This window comes from Endozoicomonas sp. ALC020 (assembly GCF_049275935.1).
Classification (GTDB): Bacteria; Pseudomonadota; Gammaproteobacteria; order Pseudomonadales; family Endozoicomonadaceae; genus Endozoicomonas_A.
Genome location: NZ_CP184830.1, coordinates 4,012,308 through 4,028,758, shown reverse-complemented (window position 1 = coordinate 4,028,758; position 16,451 = coordinate 4,012,308). Strand labels below are relative to the sequence as shown.

The following is a 16,451-nucleotide window of genomic DNA, read 5'->3' as shown; positions in this document are numbered from 1 at the left end:
CGTATAGACTGGCAATATAATTTGGATGGAAGCGCATTCAGCGCTAACTAAGGGTTAGCACCATGGATGGAAGCAAATCTTTAAACAGCTCTAGTGCATGTTGCAAATGGGGGTCGTGCTTTTTCATGACTTTGTTCCCGGTTGTAGCACTGTCGGACTCGGAAGGTCATTATCTTTCAGGGTCCCCTCATTACAGCACTGTCTACTCTCGTGATGTTTCGATGATTGACCCGTTCTCCACCATAACTACTAAGCGATCAAAAAACGTCAATAGAATGCCTGAGTTGTCTATCCGGGAAAAATCCAAAGTAAACCAGAAAAAAGTCAGCTCTTTTGTATACAAAGCTGTTAGCGATCCCAAAAAGCTGGCCGAACAGGCTGCCGCCAGTGCTGCATTTCTCGGGCTTGACTACATTGGTGTTGCCAGACCCATCAAAGAAGGCATGGACTTCATCAAGGAAAAAACACAGTTCGAATTCGGCGACTGTGGTAAGGTCCAATTCAGCAGTAACGTCAAAGCAGAAACCTGCATGTTCGATAATTCTACAATTGAGCTCAATTCTGATTATGATCTGGATTCTTTCACTGTTAACTTCAAATGGCAGATCTAATTAAAGGGTTATGATTTGTAGCCAAAGCTCTAACTGACTCAGGAACTTCTTCCAAGCAGTGCCTTCCCGGTATAATCCCGTTAGAATCCCTGTCCAGATATTCTGGCCTGAGGTTTCACCTTGAACACACATCGACAATACGCTCAGTTCTTGCGTCAACTGCATAAACTTCCAGCCTGGAAGCTCGTAGCAGTCACAACTGCTGTCTGTGAAAGAAGCTGGCCCAACTTTGCCCTGTTTGCCGAACTGACAGAGTTTGGACTTCCCGAAGACGTTCGACACTCTCTTAATATGCTCTGGGATAACGTCGCAGGCTATCAATCAGCCAAAAACTTTGAGCGTCTTCTGGAGAAGCTTGAGCCGAATATACCCGACCTTGATGAGTGGGAGATGTTTGGCGCCATTCCAGCTTACGACAGTGTTATCAGTACGATATGTGCCGTTAACTGTGCTATGGAACCTGATGCTGGAGAGACAGCCAGTGCCTTGACACTCTCACTGAGCACCATTGGTAAATTCGTTAAGTATACAGAAGCTGAAGAGCTTAAAGGGACTGAACTCCAACAGTATGTTGAGCAGCATGAGCTTTATCAGCAACAGATTGCGTTTATTAAAGAACTGCTGGATCAAATCAGCAGAAGCAAGCAAAGCCCCGATGTTATGAAACAGATCAGGGCTTTGGCCAGGAATGAAGGAATCAGCCACATTGGTATCAGTCTTGAGTGATTTATCATTTCGAATTACTGATGATATCTTTCAGCAATGTATATATTTTACTCTGAGAGTTCGACATCGTATCAAAGTTCTGATTGTAAGTAGTCATCGCACGCTGCAACTGGACAGTCTGCAACTGGTTACTCCCCGTCAGATTTTCTTTTGCCGCGTTCAGTGATGTCTTCAGCGAAGCCCATTCCTCTGGTGTGAGCTGGCCTTTTCCACTGGCGTCAGTGTAATTGATCTTCAGCAGATTACTGAGAACATCACGCTCTTCCTGAGTCAATGCTGGCATACCACCAGTCACTTCATTAGTAAAACTATTCTGGAAGGCAACTTTACGGGCTGCATAGCCACTGAGAGTTTGACTGGAATCGTTCGGGTCCTTACGAGACATCTGGTTGGTATTCACTCCGTCAAACTCCCAGGAATGAAGCCCACCCGCCTCAAGTAGAACATAACCATCGTTACTGGCAGCATCCAGGGCGGTGCCATTGAGATTTGGTGTACCTATAACAGGCTTTGCCGTATTCAAGTCAGTTACTGTAAGCCCCTGATTGCCTCTGGTGATGGTGATTCCGGTGATATCCGCGAGACCTCCTGACAAATTGGAAGGATCAAAGGGAGTTCCGGGAGCAGATGTTTGAAAAGTAATCTCAGTACCATCATCCAACACCATAGTCATATCATTCATAACCGGAATGCCCACCTGTTTGGCATCCGATATGGAGCCCTTGGCAACCGGCACCAGTGCCTGGTTTTGATAATTGAGTTGATTGCCTTCAGCATCCACCAGAGTGAAGGTAGTTTTGCCATTAGCATCCGGCTGAATAGCAATACCATAACCATTATCCAGTACAATGTTATTACCGTTAGTGGTCCAGGTCGTCTGCTTGTATTGACTGGTGCCATACTGGGCTATGTTGGATTTGTTGATCAGAGTATTGACGTTACCCAATAGCTTATTAGAAGTTTCTATCTCACTGAGAAGTCTGCGGACTTCTGAGTCCAGCATGTTCCCGCGCTCAAGGTAGACAGCCGAGACAAAGTCCTGCTGACTGAGCTTGGAAGAATCAACAACATTAACATTATTATTACTGTTAACTCCATTAACGGTAGCCATGAAAAACCGCCCCTGTCATCCACATGAATATTCAGTAAAAAAACACTGTTTTCTGCTCGATCCGGCCGTTCCGTTCGGACCATCAGACAAATCCGGTCCGATGCCTTCTGCCGGAGGATCCTGATTTTGTCTTAGGTTTCAGCAGTCGATTAGCCATTCTGAGTTCTTTTCGTTTCAGTGATGCTTCTTGAGAAAGGTCACTCTTCAGCTCATCATTGAACTTGATCAGCTCCTGACGGGCTTTATGCTTGAAATGGGTGGGCCAGGCATCGCTATTGATAAACTCACGGAGTTTCTTTTTATCCATACCAACAGAATCCATAAAGTCTTTCTGTTGGTTAATGCCTGCTTTGGCGGTCTTTACTGCAGCTTCGGATTCCTGCTGAACAAGCCAGGACGATTTCTTAAGCTTGGTGACATCAATCAATCTGATACGGGAGGCCATAGGGTTCTCTCCTTTTAGCGAAGTAAGCGGCCATTTACTCACCAGTCAATGGCCCATTATCGCTTTGGCACTTTGTATTCTTTCCAGCTCAACCTTACTTTCCGATGACATCAGCCAGTTCTTCTTATTTCAGTGTAGACATAGAATTCACCGGCGATAGAATGAGTAGCCCTATTCGCTGGAGTGAAGTATGGATATAGACAGTTTTGAAAGCCTGATGATGAAAGCCCTCCTGACAGCTCTGGTGTTGTTCATGGGTTTCATTGTTTACGATCTGGCTAAAAAGTCGAAAGCGGGAAAGTTTGGTACATTTATTCTTTTTGGCGCTTTATGCCTGGGTGTACTGGGGTTTGTCCTGAAAGGTGTTTTGATGAAAACGATTGGTGGTTAAGGCCTTTTGCCTGACTCTGCGACGATTGAACACGCACTTACCACTCAAAACAGCGTAATCCTGTCGAACGTTTGCAGAGTCTCGCCCATTATTCAGATTAGACTTCAGGGCTTTTGTTCTGTCTCAATCACTTTATAATATCAGCCAAAGCCAATGAGACTGAGCCCGATGTCAGGTCGCCCCCTCCACCCCCCCGGTTCTCCCGAGAAGAAAACAGAAAAGACTCCCGCTCCCCGACTGATTCTGTTTAACAAGCCTTTCAATGTACTGACTCAATTCACCGATTCAGAAGGGCGCCCTACGCTTAAGGATTACCTGCCCATTCCAGGTGTTTATCCTGCTGGTCGCCTGGACAGGGATAGTGAAGGGCTGGTGCTGCTCACTAACAATGGACAGATTCAACATCAGGTCAGTTCTCCCCTTCACAAGATGGATAAAACCTACTGGGTTCAGGTGGAAGGCATACCCAATGAACGGGCATTGGAGAAACTGAGAAAAGGCATAGAGTTCAAAGACGGCAAGACACTTCCTGCAAAAGCCAGAATCATAGAGGCTCCAGCAGTCTGGCCAAGGACACCGCCCATAAGGGAAAGAAAGTTCATCCCTGACTGCTGGTTGGAGCTGACTATTCGAGAGGGACGAAACAGACAAGTTCGACGCATGACCGCAGCAGTTGGCCACCCTACCCTGAGACTAATACGATACCGTATAGGTGATTGGGCACTGGACGAACTCAAACCGGGAAACTGGTGCGAGATAGAGATACCAGATGCTTTAAAGGTACAATTAAAACAAAACAGTATTACCAGAAATCGTTCCAGCGCCAATAAACTGGCTCGAAAAGGTTTTACAAAACGTCATAGAAAATAAATATCTGATCATTTTCAGGAATCGACAGGAAGGACAGCTTGATAGCATTATTCAAGACTCATTACACAAAACTGGCCCGGACTGCCCTCCTGCTGGCCATGGCATCTATTGTGGTTTTGTCCCTATTGCCAATAGAAAAAGTCCCCCTCAGTGCTGTAAACGATAAGCTTCAACATCTTGCAGCTTTTCTGCTGTTAGCTTTTCTGATGGATGCCAGCTTTCCAAACCAGCCATTCAACTTATGGAAAGTCAGTGGTTTAATGGCCTACGGCTTTCTCATTGAATTGCTGCAATTACAAACGGAATATCGCTTTTTTTCACTGGCTGACCTGATGGCTGACCTGGCCGGAACAGGTCTGTACTTTTTCACTATTCCTGTCTGGAAGCGCATACCGCTGATCAACTGGCGCTGGTCTCTAACGTAAATGCTGAGCGAGGAGTCTTCAGCTTTGCCAGCGCTTCAATTCATTGCGGCGTTCTCCCTGATTTCTGGCAGATGCCGGTCATAACTTGCGCTTATTGTCCAGAGGTATCCTGATCGTTACTTCAAGACCAGGGTGGGCATTTCTGGCGCAGATTGACCCATCGTGATTGGCTATAGCACCCATTGCTATGGCAGTCCCCAGTCCAAATCCATCATTCTCCTTGCCTCGGGTTTCATCCACCCTGAAGAAAGGTTCGAACATGGACTCCAGCACCTCTTCAGGAACACCCGGACCTTTGTCCCGTACTTTGATGATCACATTTCGCCGAAATTGTTCCAGTGTCACTTCAACGTTACTGCCTTGCGGAGTAAATCGGATGGCATTACGAATGATGTTTTCAGCGGCGCTGCTCAGCCAGTCACGCACTCCAACAATCTCAACAGGCTGGCTCTTAATCAGATCAACACCTTTATTCTGCGCCTGAGCTTCAAAATTGCCGTCATCCACCAATTCCTTGATAAGCTGCTCCAGATTGACCTGCTCACAGGCCACTTCACTCAGACCATGCTGAATACGGGAGAAACGAATAATCTCACCAATCAGCTCATCAAGGCGCTCAATTTCCCTCTCTATACGCCCATGTTCTGCCTCAGCTTCTGGCGTTTTTCTTCGAGCCAGCGCCAGAGAAATCTGCAACCGGGTTAACGGGGAACGTAACTCATGAGAGACGTTTCTGAGTAAGATTTCCTTGTTATTGATCAGCGTCTCTAACTGCTCTGCCATGTGATCAAAGTCGCGGGCAAATTCTCCCAGCTCGTCGCCTCTTTGTCGAACAGTGGCTTCCACCCGGGCAGAGAGCTCTCCTTTCGCCAACTTTCTGGAGGTTATCTGCAATCGCCTGATGGGGACTACCAGATAGCGCGCCAGCATGATGCAGAGCAGAAAACTGACCGCCAGAGCAATGATGACCAGATGCCATTGCTGAGAAAGTACTTTGGTCACTCGCCAGTGAACCAGTCTGGGCATTTCCTTGGTCAGAAACAGATCATAAGGCACTCGTCCAATCCAGACTTTCCTGGGGCCTACAACTACCACTCCACTTCTGAAAGTAATGGTAGGCTCAGTGCGATCATGGGTTCGATCATAAGCGGACATCAGTTCGTCCGGAATGGCTCTTCTACCCATCACTTCACCGGCAGGATCAAAAAGGTAAAAATAACTTCCGCTGAACTGAGGGAAAGGAGTGTGGGGAGCCCAACCAGAAGCCATGCGTTCGACTTTTCTGGAAACGATCTCCAGTTCACGAAACAGCTCTCTGCGTTCTGACAGAAAATCCGAGGGATTCACCGTTATGGCCACCGCTATAACCATGGCAGCCATCATCGACAACATGGTAAGCCAGAACCACAGGAACAACTTCCAGAACAGACGCTGAAATGGCCAGACCAACATTCTCCGGACTTGTTTAATCATGGTCGTATATAGAAGTAGCCGGCACCACGGACGGTTTTAATTCTGGGTGAGCCATCCGGTCGTGTGCCAATTTTCTTGCGTACATTGCTCACATGCATATCAATCGCGCGATCATAAAGTGTCAGACGACGGTTCAATGCGATTTGGGTCAGTTCATCTCTGGAGATCAATTCGCCAGCTTTTTCAATCAGTGCCTTGAGAACCATAAACTCAGTGGCCGTCAGCTCAAGCAGTGTTTCACCCATCTTGGCTTCACGGTTTGCCAGATTGAGAGTGATATCATCAATAGAAAGGACTTTATTACCGACCTCGGTCCCCGGTGACCTTCCCCTTCTCAGAATGGCCTTGATCCTGGCTACCAGTTCGCGGTGGTTATAGGGCTTGGGCAGATAATCATCCGCTCCGATTTCCAGCCCAATGATGCGATCTACATCATCGCCACGAGCCGTTAACATCAATACCGGGATATCAGACGTCTGACGGATTTTTTTCAGGACTTCGAAACCGTTCAGTTTTGGCAGGGTAACATCGAGCAATACCAGCTGATACTCGCCAGAGAGGGCAGCATGGGCACCTGACTCACCATCATGAACTGCATTGACAGAGTACCCTTCTGTGGCCAGGTACTCAATCAACAATTCACAGAGTTCAATATCATCATCTATCAACAGAAGCTCTAGATTTTCATTACTCATTGGCAGCTCCTCAATAAAAAAAGACCCCGCAGGGGCAAGGCGGGGTTAAAGGTACAGCACAGGGCACAAAATTTACAGAGAGTCTGTCAGCTGACTTATCCAACACGACCCCGGAAAGCGTCACGAAACAACAAATTGTCTTGTTGCAAACAAACAGAGCTCAACATTCCGGAAGACCTTCGTTTCAATCGCCCCCTTCTTTGTTGAAAAACTTCAGCGTTTAAACAATGGCCACAGTGTATTGAAGCCCGTATATACACTGGGGTTAGAGTCAGTAAGCACTCTGTAAAAAGATTTACTCGCATCTGAAGTAAGCGTCCTGTAAACAAATGCTTTATTTTTAATTTAGTGGTAGGAATCAGCCTTTAGCTGAGTACAATACTCACTACTTTTCCAGCACGAGTATGCTCAGCTCTGCAAAATACTGCGCCAACTATAGAAAAACGGGTGACTTTGAGTATAAACGCTCAATAATTAATGTTTATATTCACCTTCTCCGGCACTCAATGGTGGCGGTTGCACAGAATAAAAGACAGGTGAAAACTAACTGTAATCATGCCTGAATAAACTCTTGTGCAAGCAGCTAAGACTATTTACAGACTAGACTTGCCGGTGTATTGCCTGGCGGAGAGATCTCCTGACCGGCACACTCATACCACAAGACTCTGACCGTGGGCTGGAAATCTGAACTTGAGACTCTTTCTCTCGGAGCCATCGATGAAATCAATCATCAGAAATAGACAACGCCCCCTGCTCCCTTTCGGCTTGCTTGTCGCATCTCTGTTAGCCTTGTCAGGCTGTAATCAAGAGCAGGAACAAAGAAAAATGCCTCCCCCTGCTGTTTCAGTTATCAGTGTTACGGAGCAGCCTGTTGGCGATTACAAAGAATATGTCGCTCGTACAGAAGCTGTTAATACTGTCGACCTGAGAGCGAGAGTAGAAGGCTTTCTCGCAAAGAGAGACTTCATTGAAGGGCAAACCGTCGAGAAAGATCAGCTGCTATTCGTTATAGACCCGAAACCGTATATCGCCAACCTTAAAAAGGCCGAAGCTGATCTGGCCAGTGCTAACGCAGAGTTGAACAAGTCGAAAAAAGACCTTCAACGCAGCAAGGATCTTCATAAAAAAGGCTATATCAGTCAGGCTGATCTGGACACCCAGACCAGCAAAGAAGCTCAGGCAGAAGCCTCTGTTCAAGCTGCTGAAGCGCAGCTGGATACTGCCAAACTGGATCTTAGCTACACCAAAATCATAGCCCCCTTTAAAGGTCAGATCGGCCGCACCAATTACAGCGTGGGTAACCTGGTAGGTCCCAATAGTGAACCTCTGGCAACTCTGAATTCGATTGACCCTATCTATGTCAACTTCCAGGTCGACGAACAACTATTCATCAGCCGCTTGCAGGAAAGTTCTGGCAGCCGGACATCCGAAAAGCAGGACTTTGAAATGAGCCTGCGTTTACCCAATGGCAGCGATTACGATCACAAGGGCACCTTCAATTTCGCAGACACCAGAGTCGATGAAACCACGGGAACCCTAACCCTGCGGGCTGAATTCCCGAATCCTCAGGGCATCATAGTTCCGGGCCTTTACGTCACCCTGATCGTGGAAGGCAAGAACAAAACCGAACATCCGATCATCCCGCAGTCTGCCGTTCAGGAAAACCAATCGGGCCGCTTTGTATTGGTCGTAGATGCTAATAACGCAGTTGAAACCCGTCAGGTAGAACTTGGACGTCGCCTGGGGCCAATGTGGGTTGTAGACTCTGGACTTAAAGCCGGTGAAAAAATCATCGTTGAAGGCCTCCAGAAAGTTCGTCCGGGTGTCAAGGTCACTCCCACCAGCGTCACAATTGATCCAGAGACAGGCGGAATTGAAGCCCAGCCAAAGTCTGATCAAGAGCAGGGCAGCCAGGCTAACAAACAAGGGTAACTGCGATGATCAGTCAGTTTTTTATTCACAGGCCCAAGTTTGCCTTTGTTCTATCGATCGTCATAACCCTGGTGGGTATGATTTCCATGCTGACCCTGCCTGTGGCTCAGTTTCCTGAAATCACCCCTCCCCAGGTTAACATCAGTGCGGTATTCCCGGGAGCCGATGCAGAAACCATAGAAGAAGCCGTCATCCGACCGATTGAAGAACAGGTCAACGGTGTAGAGGACATGATCTATATCAACTCTTCTGCTGGTAACGATGGCAGCGCCAGCATCACCGTGACCTTTGATTCCGGTGTCGATCAGGATATGGCTCTGGTAAACGTCCAGAACCGTGTTGCTGTAGCTGAACCATCACTTCCCGAAGACGTCAGAAGAACGGGGGTGACGGTCAGCAAAAAGTCTTCAAGCATGCTGTTGGGCATCAACCTGGTTTCCAACAAGAGTGAGTACGACGGCGTTTACCTCAATAATTACGCCAACAATTACCTGAAAGAACCCATGGCTCGTATTGACGGGGTCGCTTCCGCCGACATTTTGGGTTCACTGGTTTATAGCATGCGTATCTGGCTTGATCCTGAACGCATGGCATCTCTTGATATCACAACCTCAGACGTATCCAACGCACTGAATGAGCAAAACGTTATTGTTGCAGCCGGTAAGCTGGGTCAGGCGCCAAACCAGCCAGACCAGCAGTTCACTTACACCATAAAAACCCAGGGACGTCTGAGCAACCCTGAGGAATTCGGCAACGTCATTATCAAGGCCGACCCTGATGGCTCCTATGTTCGCATCAAGGATATCGCCCGGGTTGAAATGGGTTCCCAGAGTTACGATGGTGTTGCCAAGTTTAACAATGATGACACGGCTTTCCTGGTTATCTATCAGCAGCCTGATGCCAACGCTATGGATGTGGCGAAAGGTGTAAAAATGACCATGGAAGAGCTGTCTGCCCGTATGCCGGAAGGTATCGAGTATGAAATCAAGTTCGATACAACCCAGTTTATTGATCAGTCCATCAAGGAAGTAATCATCACTTTGCTCCAGGCAGTCGCTCTGGTGGTATTGGTTGTATTCCTGTTCCTGCAAAACTGGCGGGCAACACTGATCCCCGCAATCGCAATACCGGTCTCCCTGATTGGTACCTTCGCTATCATGAAAGCTCTCGGGTTTTCCATTAACACTATTACGCTTTTCGGCCTGGTGTTGGCGATAGGGGTGGTCGTGGACGACGCCATTGTTGTTATTGAAAACGTTGAGCGATTAATCACCAGGGAAGGGATGAGCCCGACTGAAGCCACCAGTCAGGCCATGAAGGAAGTATCGGGTCCTATTGTGGCGACCACCCTGGTATTGCTGGCGGTATTTGTACCTGTAGGCTTTATGCCGGGTATTACCGGTGGACTTTATTCACAGTTTGCGGTCACCATATCGGTAGCCGTTGTAATCTCTTCCATCAACGCTCTGACATTAAGTCCGGCCCTGTGTGCCACTTTGCTGAAAAAAGGCAAGATGGGACACATCAACTGGCTGGTTCCTCTTGATAACTTTATCAAGCGACTGACCGGCGGCTACAAGAGCTGGGTTACCCTGTTGATTAGAAGAAGCATTCTGGGAATTGGACTGTTTGCAATCATGATGGCCTCCACCGGCTTCCTGTTCAACAGCACGCCCTCCGGTTTTGTTCCGGATGAGGATCAGGGATTCTTCGTGGTTGATGTTCAGCTTCCTGACGCAGCGTCCCTGAACAGAACCGAAGCCACTATGGAGAACATCACCAACATCATTCGAACCGAACCCGATGTAGACAGTGTTATCAGTGTTTCCGGCTTCAGCATCATGGGTGGATCCAACTCCAACAACGCCATGGCTATCGTTGTCCTCAACGACTGGAAAGATCGCCCGGACCCTCTACAACACCAGCAGGCGGTACTGAGAAAGATACAGGGCAAGCTCTGGACGTTACCGGAAGCCCAGGTCATGGCGTTTGCCTTCCCGCCCATTCCAGGCCTTGGATCTTCAGGTGGTTTTGACTTCAGGCTTCAGGATACGCTTGGCCGCACCCCTCAGGAGCTTGGTCAGGTGTTGAATGGGCTGATCTATCAGGCAAACCAGCGCCCCGAAATGACTCAGGTATTCAGTACTTTCCGTGCTAATGTGCCTCAATACTTCCTCGAAGTAGATCGCAACAAGGCTAAGGCACAGGGTATTCCGCTGTCTGAAATTTTCATGACCCTGCAAACCCAGCTGGGCTCTCTGTATGTCAATGACTTCAGTAAATTCGGTAGAACCTACCAGGTTAAGCTTCAGGCAGAAAGCGAGTATCGCGCCAATCCTTCAGACCTGAGCAAGTTCTTTGTCAGAAACCTGAATAACCAGATGGTGCCTCTGACTACCGTTGCCTCATTGAAACCGATTCTCGGCCCCAGCAGCATTGACCATTACAACCTGTACCGCTCAGCCAGCATAAGTGGCAAGGCTAATCAGGGTTTTAGTTCCGGTGATGCCATCACAGCCATGGAAGATCTGGCCAAAACATTGCCCGATGGCTACACCTTCGAGTGGTCTGGACAGTCACTGCAGGAAATTGAAGCCGGTAGTCTGGCTCCACTGCTATTTGCCCTGGCATTCCTGTTTGTCTACCTGTTCCTGGTGGCACAGTATGAAAGCTGGACCATGCCGCTGGCAATCATCGTGGCAGTGCCCATAGCGGCTTTCGGTGCCATTGTCGGAATCAACCTGTTCCGGTTATTGATACCCTCGATGGCCAATGATATCTACGCCCAGATAGGTATGGTGCTATTGATTGGTATTGCTGCAAAGACGGCGATTCTTATCGTAGAATTTGCCATGGTTCAAAGACAGTCAGGCAAGAGTATCTTCGATGCTGCCATCAACGCTGCCGAACTGCGCTTTCGCGCCGTATTGATGACAGCCCTGTCTTTCGTACTTGGGGTACTACCTCTGGTATTTGCCAGTGGTGCCGGTGCTGCCAGCCGAAGGATAATTGGTACGACAGTAATGTCTGGAATGATCGCTGCCACCCTGTTCGGCACGATAATGATCCCATTGTTCTATTATCTCCTGCAAAAAATGCGTGAGCATTTTGATTCAGATAAAGCGAACAGCTGATCAACATAAAGCCCCTGTCTAAAGGGGCTTTTTTGTGTCCAGCCTGCCTCTCGCTACCGTGCGCCAGCTTGAGAACCAGAGTTTTTTGCTCCCACTTGCATGAGGTAATCTATCCTTCCTCTCTGAATGCCAGAATGCTAGAACAGAATTATTAAACACTCACTCTTTGTAGCGGCGCTGTGGCTGCTGCTGTCGATGTCTATCGTCTGTCAGGCTCAACCGTTGACAGGTTTTTTTGTTGTCGAGCTTGAACCGAATGCAGTTTTTCCAAACCAGAGCCTTTCTATAAAGCGTAACCGGCACACATGGCCTTGCAGCCCATCATACATTTCCGACACAAACGACTGTACAGAACAAGATTCGCCGCCTGATATCAAACAACACATACCTGACATTTACGGGATGCCCCCTACCCTTATTGAGTTGATAGCGCAGCAATGTTTTTTCACCGCTCCTCTGCTGATTGCCTACCAACTGATCCTGACAACCAAAGATTCTCCTTCAGGCTCGAATCCCTATTCATGGCTCCCCTTAAAAGTGGTTATCACTGTCTGTTGGCTTTTAAAAAGCGATTGGACCCCCGATTCACCTCTGTTTAAACCGATTAAACTACAAGAGGTCAGCCAGAAACATTCGTTTGCGACCATCACTATGATGTTTGGCTCTGGAGATAACCAGCAATCACAACAGTCATCAGAATCATCCATTCAGACAGTATCGGAAGCCAGGACCCTCCCTGCAGGCTCTTTCACTAACCCCGTGAACTCTGACTCTGGCGGCGGTAACGGAGATCCTCAACAACACCTGCACACTTTCGGTTTAAATTGTTTCATCCTTCCCTGTCATGGCGTTTGTCAATTCCGAAGATCACCCGACAGCGGATTGCCCAGTGGATGGCCACTGAAATCGGCAGAAAGTTCAGCAGTCCAGAAGGGAGCAGGACAGAGCACATGCCCCGATCCAGTCAATAAACACAACCATAACCGTATAGATCGCTTTAATTTTCTACAGACTCTATATTCCCAGCAAAACTGGCTTTTCCAAATATTGAGTAATCCTGCCATTCAACTCCAATGTACTTCTGTTCAACCTTCTCAGACACAGTTCGATCAGATGCAACCCCGTGGCCTTAACAACAACCGGGCAAGTAGCTGCAAGCTAGCATACTCCATGAGTTCTGGGTCAACAGACAGTCACTCAACCGGGCCAGTCAGAAATGACGCCCAAGTACTTGAGAAATTTCCTGTCTCCAATGATGACTTGATTGTAATCAACGGGTTACTCAATTTAGGTAATCAAATCCTTCTCGAAAAAATCGGGACCTCTTGTGCCTTTACCGACTTCACATCCTCACTGGGAACTTCAGAAACACCACAAAAAACAACAGAATCACCCCAATGGGTTCAAAGCCCAACTCAGCTTATTCAGATAGGTTCAATAAAGGCGCCGACAGCATCTTGTAAAATTATATTCGCGACATCAAACCAAAAAACCTCTCAAGCTGGCGAACCTGAATTGGCTCGGACTTCACCTTCAGGTTATCTTCCCCCCAATGGTTCCACCCGTTGTCAACAAGACTGGCCTAATCCCATAAGGAGAAACGGTGGCGGGCAACAAATCTGCGCAGTGACTTTGGTCGGGAAGGATGGCCAGACACGGCCATGTGGGGTGATCTTCAAGAATGCCCGATCTCTATCCTCGCACAAGAGCAGATACCACAGCGGGCAAAAAACCTGTGACCTGACAGAAGTCGGAAAGGATGGCCAGCTGCTGCCATGCGAAAAGGTCTTTAATCATTCTCAAGCCCTGGCGGCTCACAAAGCCAGAGCCCACATCAGACAACAAACCTGTGGCGTAACCTTAGTCAGAGAAGATGGCCAGCTGCAAAGATGCGGAACAGTCTGCGAGGATGCCAGAGCCCTGATATCTCACAAAAGAAGCGCTCACAAAGGACAACAAAAAATCTGCGATAAGACAGTCATCGGAGAGGATGGCCAGCCGCGACCATGCGGAAAAGTCTGTAATAATTCAATGGCCCTGTCGTATCACAAAAGAAAATACCACACCGGGCTACGAACCTGTGACGTGACCGTGATCGGCGAGGATGGCCGACAGCAGTCATGCGGGAAAGTCTGCAGAAGTACTCAAGACCTGATTGAGCACAAAAACAAAGAACACACCGGCCAACAAATCTGCTACGTGCGCCTGATCGGGGAAGATGGTCAACTGCAGCAATGCGGAAAGGTCTTCAGGAATATTCCATCGCTATCAGTTCATAAAAGCAAAATCCACAGCAAACAAAAAACTTGTGATGAAACCGTGATCACAGAGGATGGTCGGTCCTGGCCATGCAGGGTGATCTGCAAGAATGATCAAATCCTGATGGATCACAAAAGAGGACATCGTAAGCGCAAATCTGTTGATGTGGAGCAAAACAATGACCTCACTCCTGAAAAAGCTAAACGAAGTTTTCAAAGCCATTAAGCTGGTGTAATAATTGACAGATTGATCCGGAAGTTTCTTAAAGCCTCAAGCTCCTCAATCAAGTCAAAACGGCTTTATGATCAATGATCGCAAAGACTCAACGTATTTCACGAAACCGGAACTGCGGGAGCTTCTCTGGAAGAAAGGGAATGCTCCTGGTAAAGAGAACAAGGAGCTTCAGGTTTGAAAAGATCTGATCATTCCAGAACATCTCTTCCCATCGCAGCATGGATACTCCCATCCATTCTGTTGGCTGGCTGTGCCAATCCTCTGGAATCAATCAGCTGTTACTACCAGCCTGTCAGGGGAACGATGCTGATTAATGAAGTGAAGGGAGACCTTGCTGAACTGGACTTCTTTCCCGATACAAAGCAGGATCTGGTATGGTTCAGGAAGCACGATATTGAACCTGAAGGTCTTGTGATGCCTATCAGCAATGTTGGGCGAGCGCCAAAACCTTCTAGCCGTCACAAGGCGATTGTTAATATCCTTACTTCAGGCAGCTGCTCACCCTATATTGTTTATCAGGGAGAACCTGTTCTGGCGCAATGAGAACAGGAATTATCCCCTGCCTTTCACTTCAACCGTTCACCAGGAAGTGGGTTGCAATACTGGCGGCATATCCCAGGGCAATGGCCCAGCTCCACTTCAAATGGCCCAGGAAGGTATATTGGCCTTTGGCCGTTCCCATCAGACCGACGCCGGCAGCGGAGCCTATTGACAGTAAACTGCCGCCTACCCCTGCGGTCAGGGTAATCAGCAGCCACTGGAATGTATCCATTTCAGGGTTCATTCCCAGAATGGCAAACATGACTGGAATGTTATCCAGAATCGCAGAGAAGACTCCGGCTGCAATGTTCGTCCAGGTGGCACCTATACCGGTGTACATGCTTTCGGAAATCAGCTCCAGGTAACCCAGATAACGCAAGCCCCCTACAGAGAAAATGACACCAAAAAAGAACAGCAGGGTGTCCCACTCGGCGTGGGCAATCCGTTTGAAAATATCCAGATCTTCTTTTTTCTCGTCGTCCATCGAAGGCATAATCTGACTGGCGGTCAGCCCTTTCAATCGCAGGAAATAGGTATAGAACATCAACAGCGAAAGTCCGGTCATCATGCCCATAAAAGGGGGCAGTCCGAAGAAGCTCTCAAAACAAACGGCCAGTACAATCGTGATCAGGAACAGCACACAGATAGCCCACCCACCCCGGCGAATACCTGAATGGTCTTCGAGGGCCGCCGGGCGACCATTATCAATAAAGAAATTCATGATGGTCGCCGGGATAATAAAATTCACAACCGAGGGAATAAATAAAGTAAAGAATGTGAAAAACTCAACCTTGTCAGCCTGCCAAACCATCAACGTTGTGATATCACCAAAAGGACTGAAAGCTCCACCGGCATTGGACGCTACAACCACATTGATCATTGCCAGGGTGACAAAAGCAGGGTTTCCCTGTCCGACGGACATAATGACGGCACCCATCAACAGAGCCGTCGTCAGGTTATCGGCAATCGGTGAAATAAAGAAGGCCAGCACTCCGGTTACCCAGAAGAGTTGACGATAACTGAACCCCTTTCGGATCAGCCAACTGCGAAGTGAATCGAATACCTGACGCTCTTCCATGGCATTGATGTAGGTCATCGCCACCAGCAGAAACAAGAACATGGCCGAATATTCTTCCAGGTCATGCATGACCGCTCTGGATAAGCTTTCGTGGGATACTCCCTCTCCGACGGCCAGCCAGGCAATGAGGGCCCAGATGATACCGGCAGCCAGAATGACCGGTTTTGACTTACTGAGATGTAACTTCTCTTCCGCCATCACGGCAATATAAGCCAGAGTAAAAATGACAATACACAACCAGGCGATGGGGTGAGTTGTCATCCTCAACAACTCCTCTGCCGCAAAAGAGTTCTGCGGAAGAGCAAACAAACCTGCCCCGGCAAGCAGGGAAGGCCTTCTCAGTCCAGAGAAATTCACTATGATTTCCTTTAATTTTTAAATGAGTCAGGGTCCAAAAACGCGCAAATGATACTGATTGAATAACGATAAGCCAACCGCCTGTGAGATCCAATTTGAGCCAGCCCAACTCATTTCAGTGGATTCCTGTCTAATAAATCGACACCCTGACTATTTACTTTCGATATAAA

Annotated in this window: 14 protein-coding genes; 9 read left to right on the top strand and 5 right to left on the bottom strand. The window is 48.0% G+C overall.

The window, feature by feature from the left end:
* Window positions 1-125: 125 nt before the first annotated feature.
* Both ACOJUO_RS15085 and ACOJUO_RS15080 read left to right on the top strand, forming a co-directional pair.
* On the top strand, window positions 126-611 hold the full coding sequence (locus tag ACOJUO_RS15085) for a hypothetical protein (protein WP_422132851.1): 486 nt from the start codon (window positions 126-128) through the stop codon (window positions 609-611).
* Window positions 612-731: 120 nt separating this feature from the next.
* On the top strand, window positions 732-1,337 hold the full coding sequence (locus tag ACOJUO_RS15080) for a DUF416 family protein (RefSeq protein WP_422137397.1): 606 nt from the start codon (window positions 732-734) through the stop codon (window positions 1,335-1,337).
* Window positions 1,338-1,341: 4 nt separating this feature from the next.
* On the opposite strand, the gene ACOJUO_RS15075 is transcribed toward ACOJUO_RS15080, so the two are convergent.
* Window positions 1,342-2,448: a hypothetical protein gene (locus tag ACOJUO_RS15075; protein WP_422132849.1), complete on the bottom strand. Its 1,107-nt coding sequence runs from the start codon at window positions 2,446-2,448 to the stop codon at window positions 1,342-1,344.
* Between the two features lie 82 nt (window positions 2,449-2,530).
* Window positions 2,531-2,893 (bottom strand): hypothetical protein, encoded by a 363-nt coding sequence (locus ACOJUO_RS15070; RefSeq protein WP_422132848.1) that lies wholly within the window; start codon window positions 2,891-2,893, stop codon window positions 2,531-2,533.
* A 190-nt stretch (window positions 2,894-3,083) separates the two neighbouring features.
* Here ACOJUO_RS15070 and ACOJUO_RS15065 point away from each other — a divergent pair, with 190 nt between their 5' ends.
* The 3 genes from ACOJUO_RS15065 to ACOJUO_RS15055 all read left to right on the top strand — a co-directional run bounded on the left by ACOJUO_RS15065 (window position 3,084) and on the right by ACOJUO_RS15055 (window position 4,579).
* A complete protein-coding gene (locus ACOJUO_RS15065; RefSeq protein WP_422132847.1) occupies window positions 3,084-3,284 on the top strand; it encodes a DUF2788 domain-containing protein in 201 nt (66 codons plus the stop codon).
* 168 nt (window positions 3,285-3,452) lie between these two features.
* On the top strand, window positions 3,453-4,154 hold the full coding sequence (locus ACOJUO_RS15060) for a pseudouridine synthase (protein ID WP_422132846.1): 702 nt from the start codon (window positions 3,453-3,455) through the stop codon (window positions 4,152-4,154).
* Window positions 4,155-4,192: 38 nt separating this feature from the next.
* A complete protein-coding gene (locus ACOJUO_RS15055) occupies window positions 4,193-4,579 on the top strand; it encodes a VanZ family protein (protein ID WP_422132845.1) in 387 nt (128 codons plus the stop codon).
* 78 nt (window positions 4,580-4,657) lie between these two features.
* On the opposite strand, the gene ACOJUO_RS15050 is transcribed toward ACOJUO_RS15055, so the two are convergent.
* A complete protein-coding gene (locus ACOJUO_RS15050; RefSeq protein ID WP_422132844.1) occupies window positions 4,658-6,031 on the bottom strand; it encodes an ATP-binding protein in 1,374 nt (457 codons plus the stop codon).
* A gap of 17 nt (window positions 6,032-6,048) precedes the next feature.
* Window positions 6,049-6,747: a response regulator gene (locus tag ACOJUO_RS15045; RefSeq protein ID WP_422132843.1), complete on the bottom strand. Its 699-nt coding sequence runs from the start codon at window positions 6,745-6,747 to the stop codon at window positions 6,049-6,051.
* 717 nt (window positions 6,748-7,464) lie between these two features.
* Between ACOJUO_RS15045 and ACOJUO_RS15040 the strand changes: the two genes are divergently transcribed.
* The 4 genes from ACOJUO_RS15040 (at window position 7,465) to ACOJUO_RS15025 (ending at window position 14,849) form a co-directional block, all read left to right on the top strand.
* Complete coding sequence (locus ACOJUO_RS15040) at window positions 7,465-8,679, top strand: efflux RND transporter periplasmic adaptor subunit (protein WP_422132842.1); 1,215 nt, start codon at window positions 7,465-7,467, stop codon at window positions 8,677-8,679.
* Window positions 8,680-8,684: 5 nt separating this feature from the next.
* Window positions 8,685-11,813, top strand: a complete 3,129-nt coding sequence (locus ACOJUO_RS15035) for an efflux RND transporter permease subunit (RefSeq protein WP_422132841.1) — start codon at window positions 8,685-8,687, stop codon at window positions 11,811-11,813.
* Window positions 11,814-12,008: 195 nt separating this feature from the next.
* The gene (locus ACOJUO_RS15030) at window positions 12,009-14,297 is read left to right on the top strand and encodes a hypothetical protein (RefSeq protein ID WP_422137396.1); all 2,289 of its coding nucleotides are present in this window, start codon (window positions 12,009-12,011) and stop codon (window positions 14,295-14,297) included.
* 183 nt (window positions 14,298-14,480) lie between these two features.
* Window positions 14,481-14,849 (top strand): hypothetical protein, encoded by a 369-nt coding sequence (locus tag ACOJUO_RS15025; RefSeq protein ID WP_422132839.1) that lies wholly within the window; start codon window positions 14,481-14,483, stop codon window positions 14,847-14,849.
* Between the two features lie 28 nt (window positions 14,850-14,877).
* On the opposite strand, the gene nhaD is transcribed toward ACOJUO_RS15025, so the two are convergent.
* Window positions 14,878-16,185, bottom strand: coding sequence for a sodium:proton antiporter NhaD (gene nhaD, locus ACOJUO_RS15020; protein WP_422132838.1), 1,308 nt, complete (start codon window positions 16,183-16,185; stop codon window positions 14,878-14,880).
* Window positions 16,186-16,451: the final 266 nt, after the last annotated feature.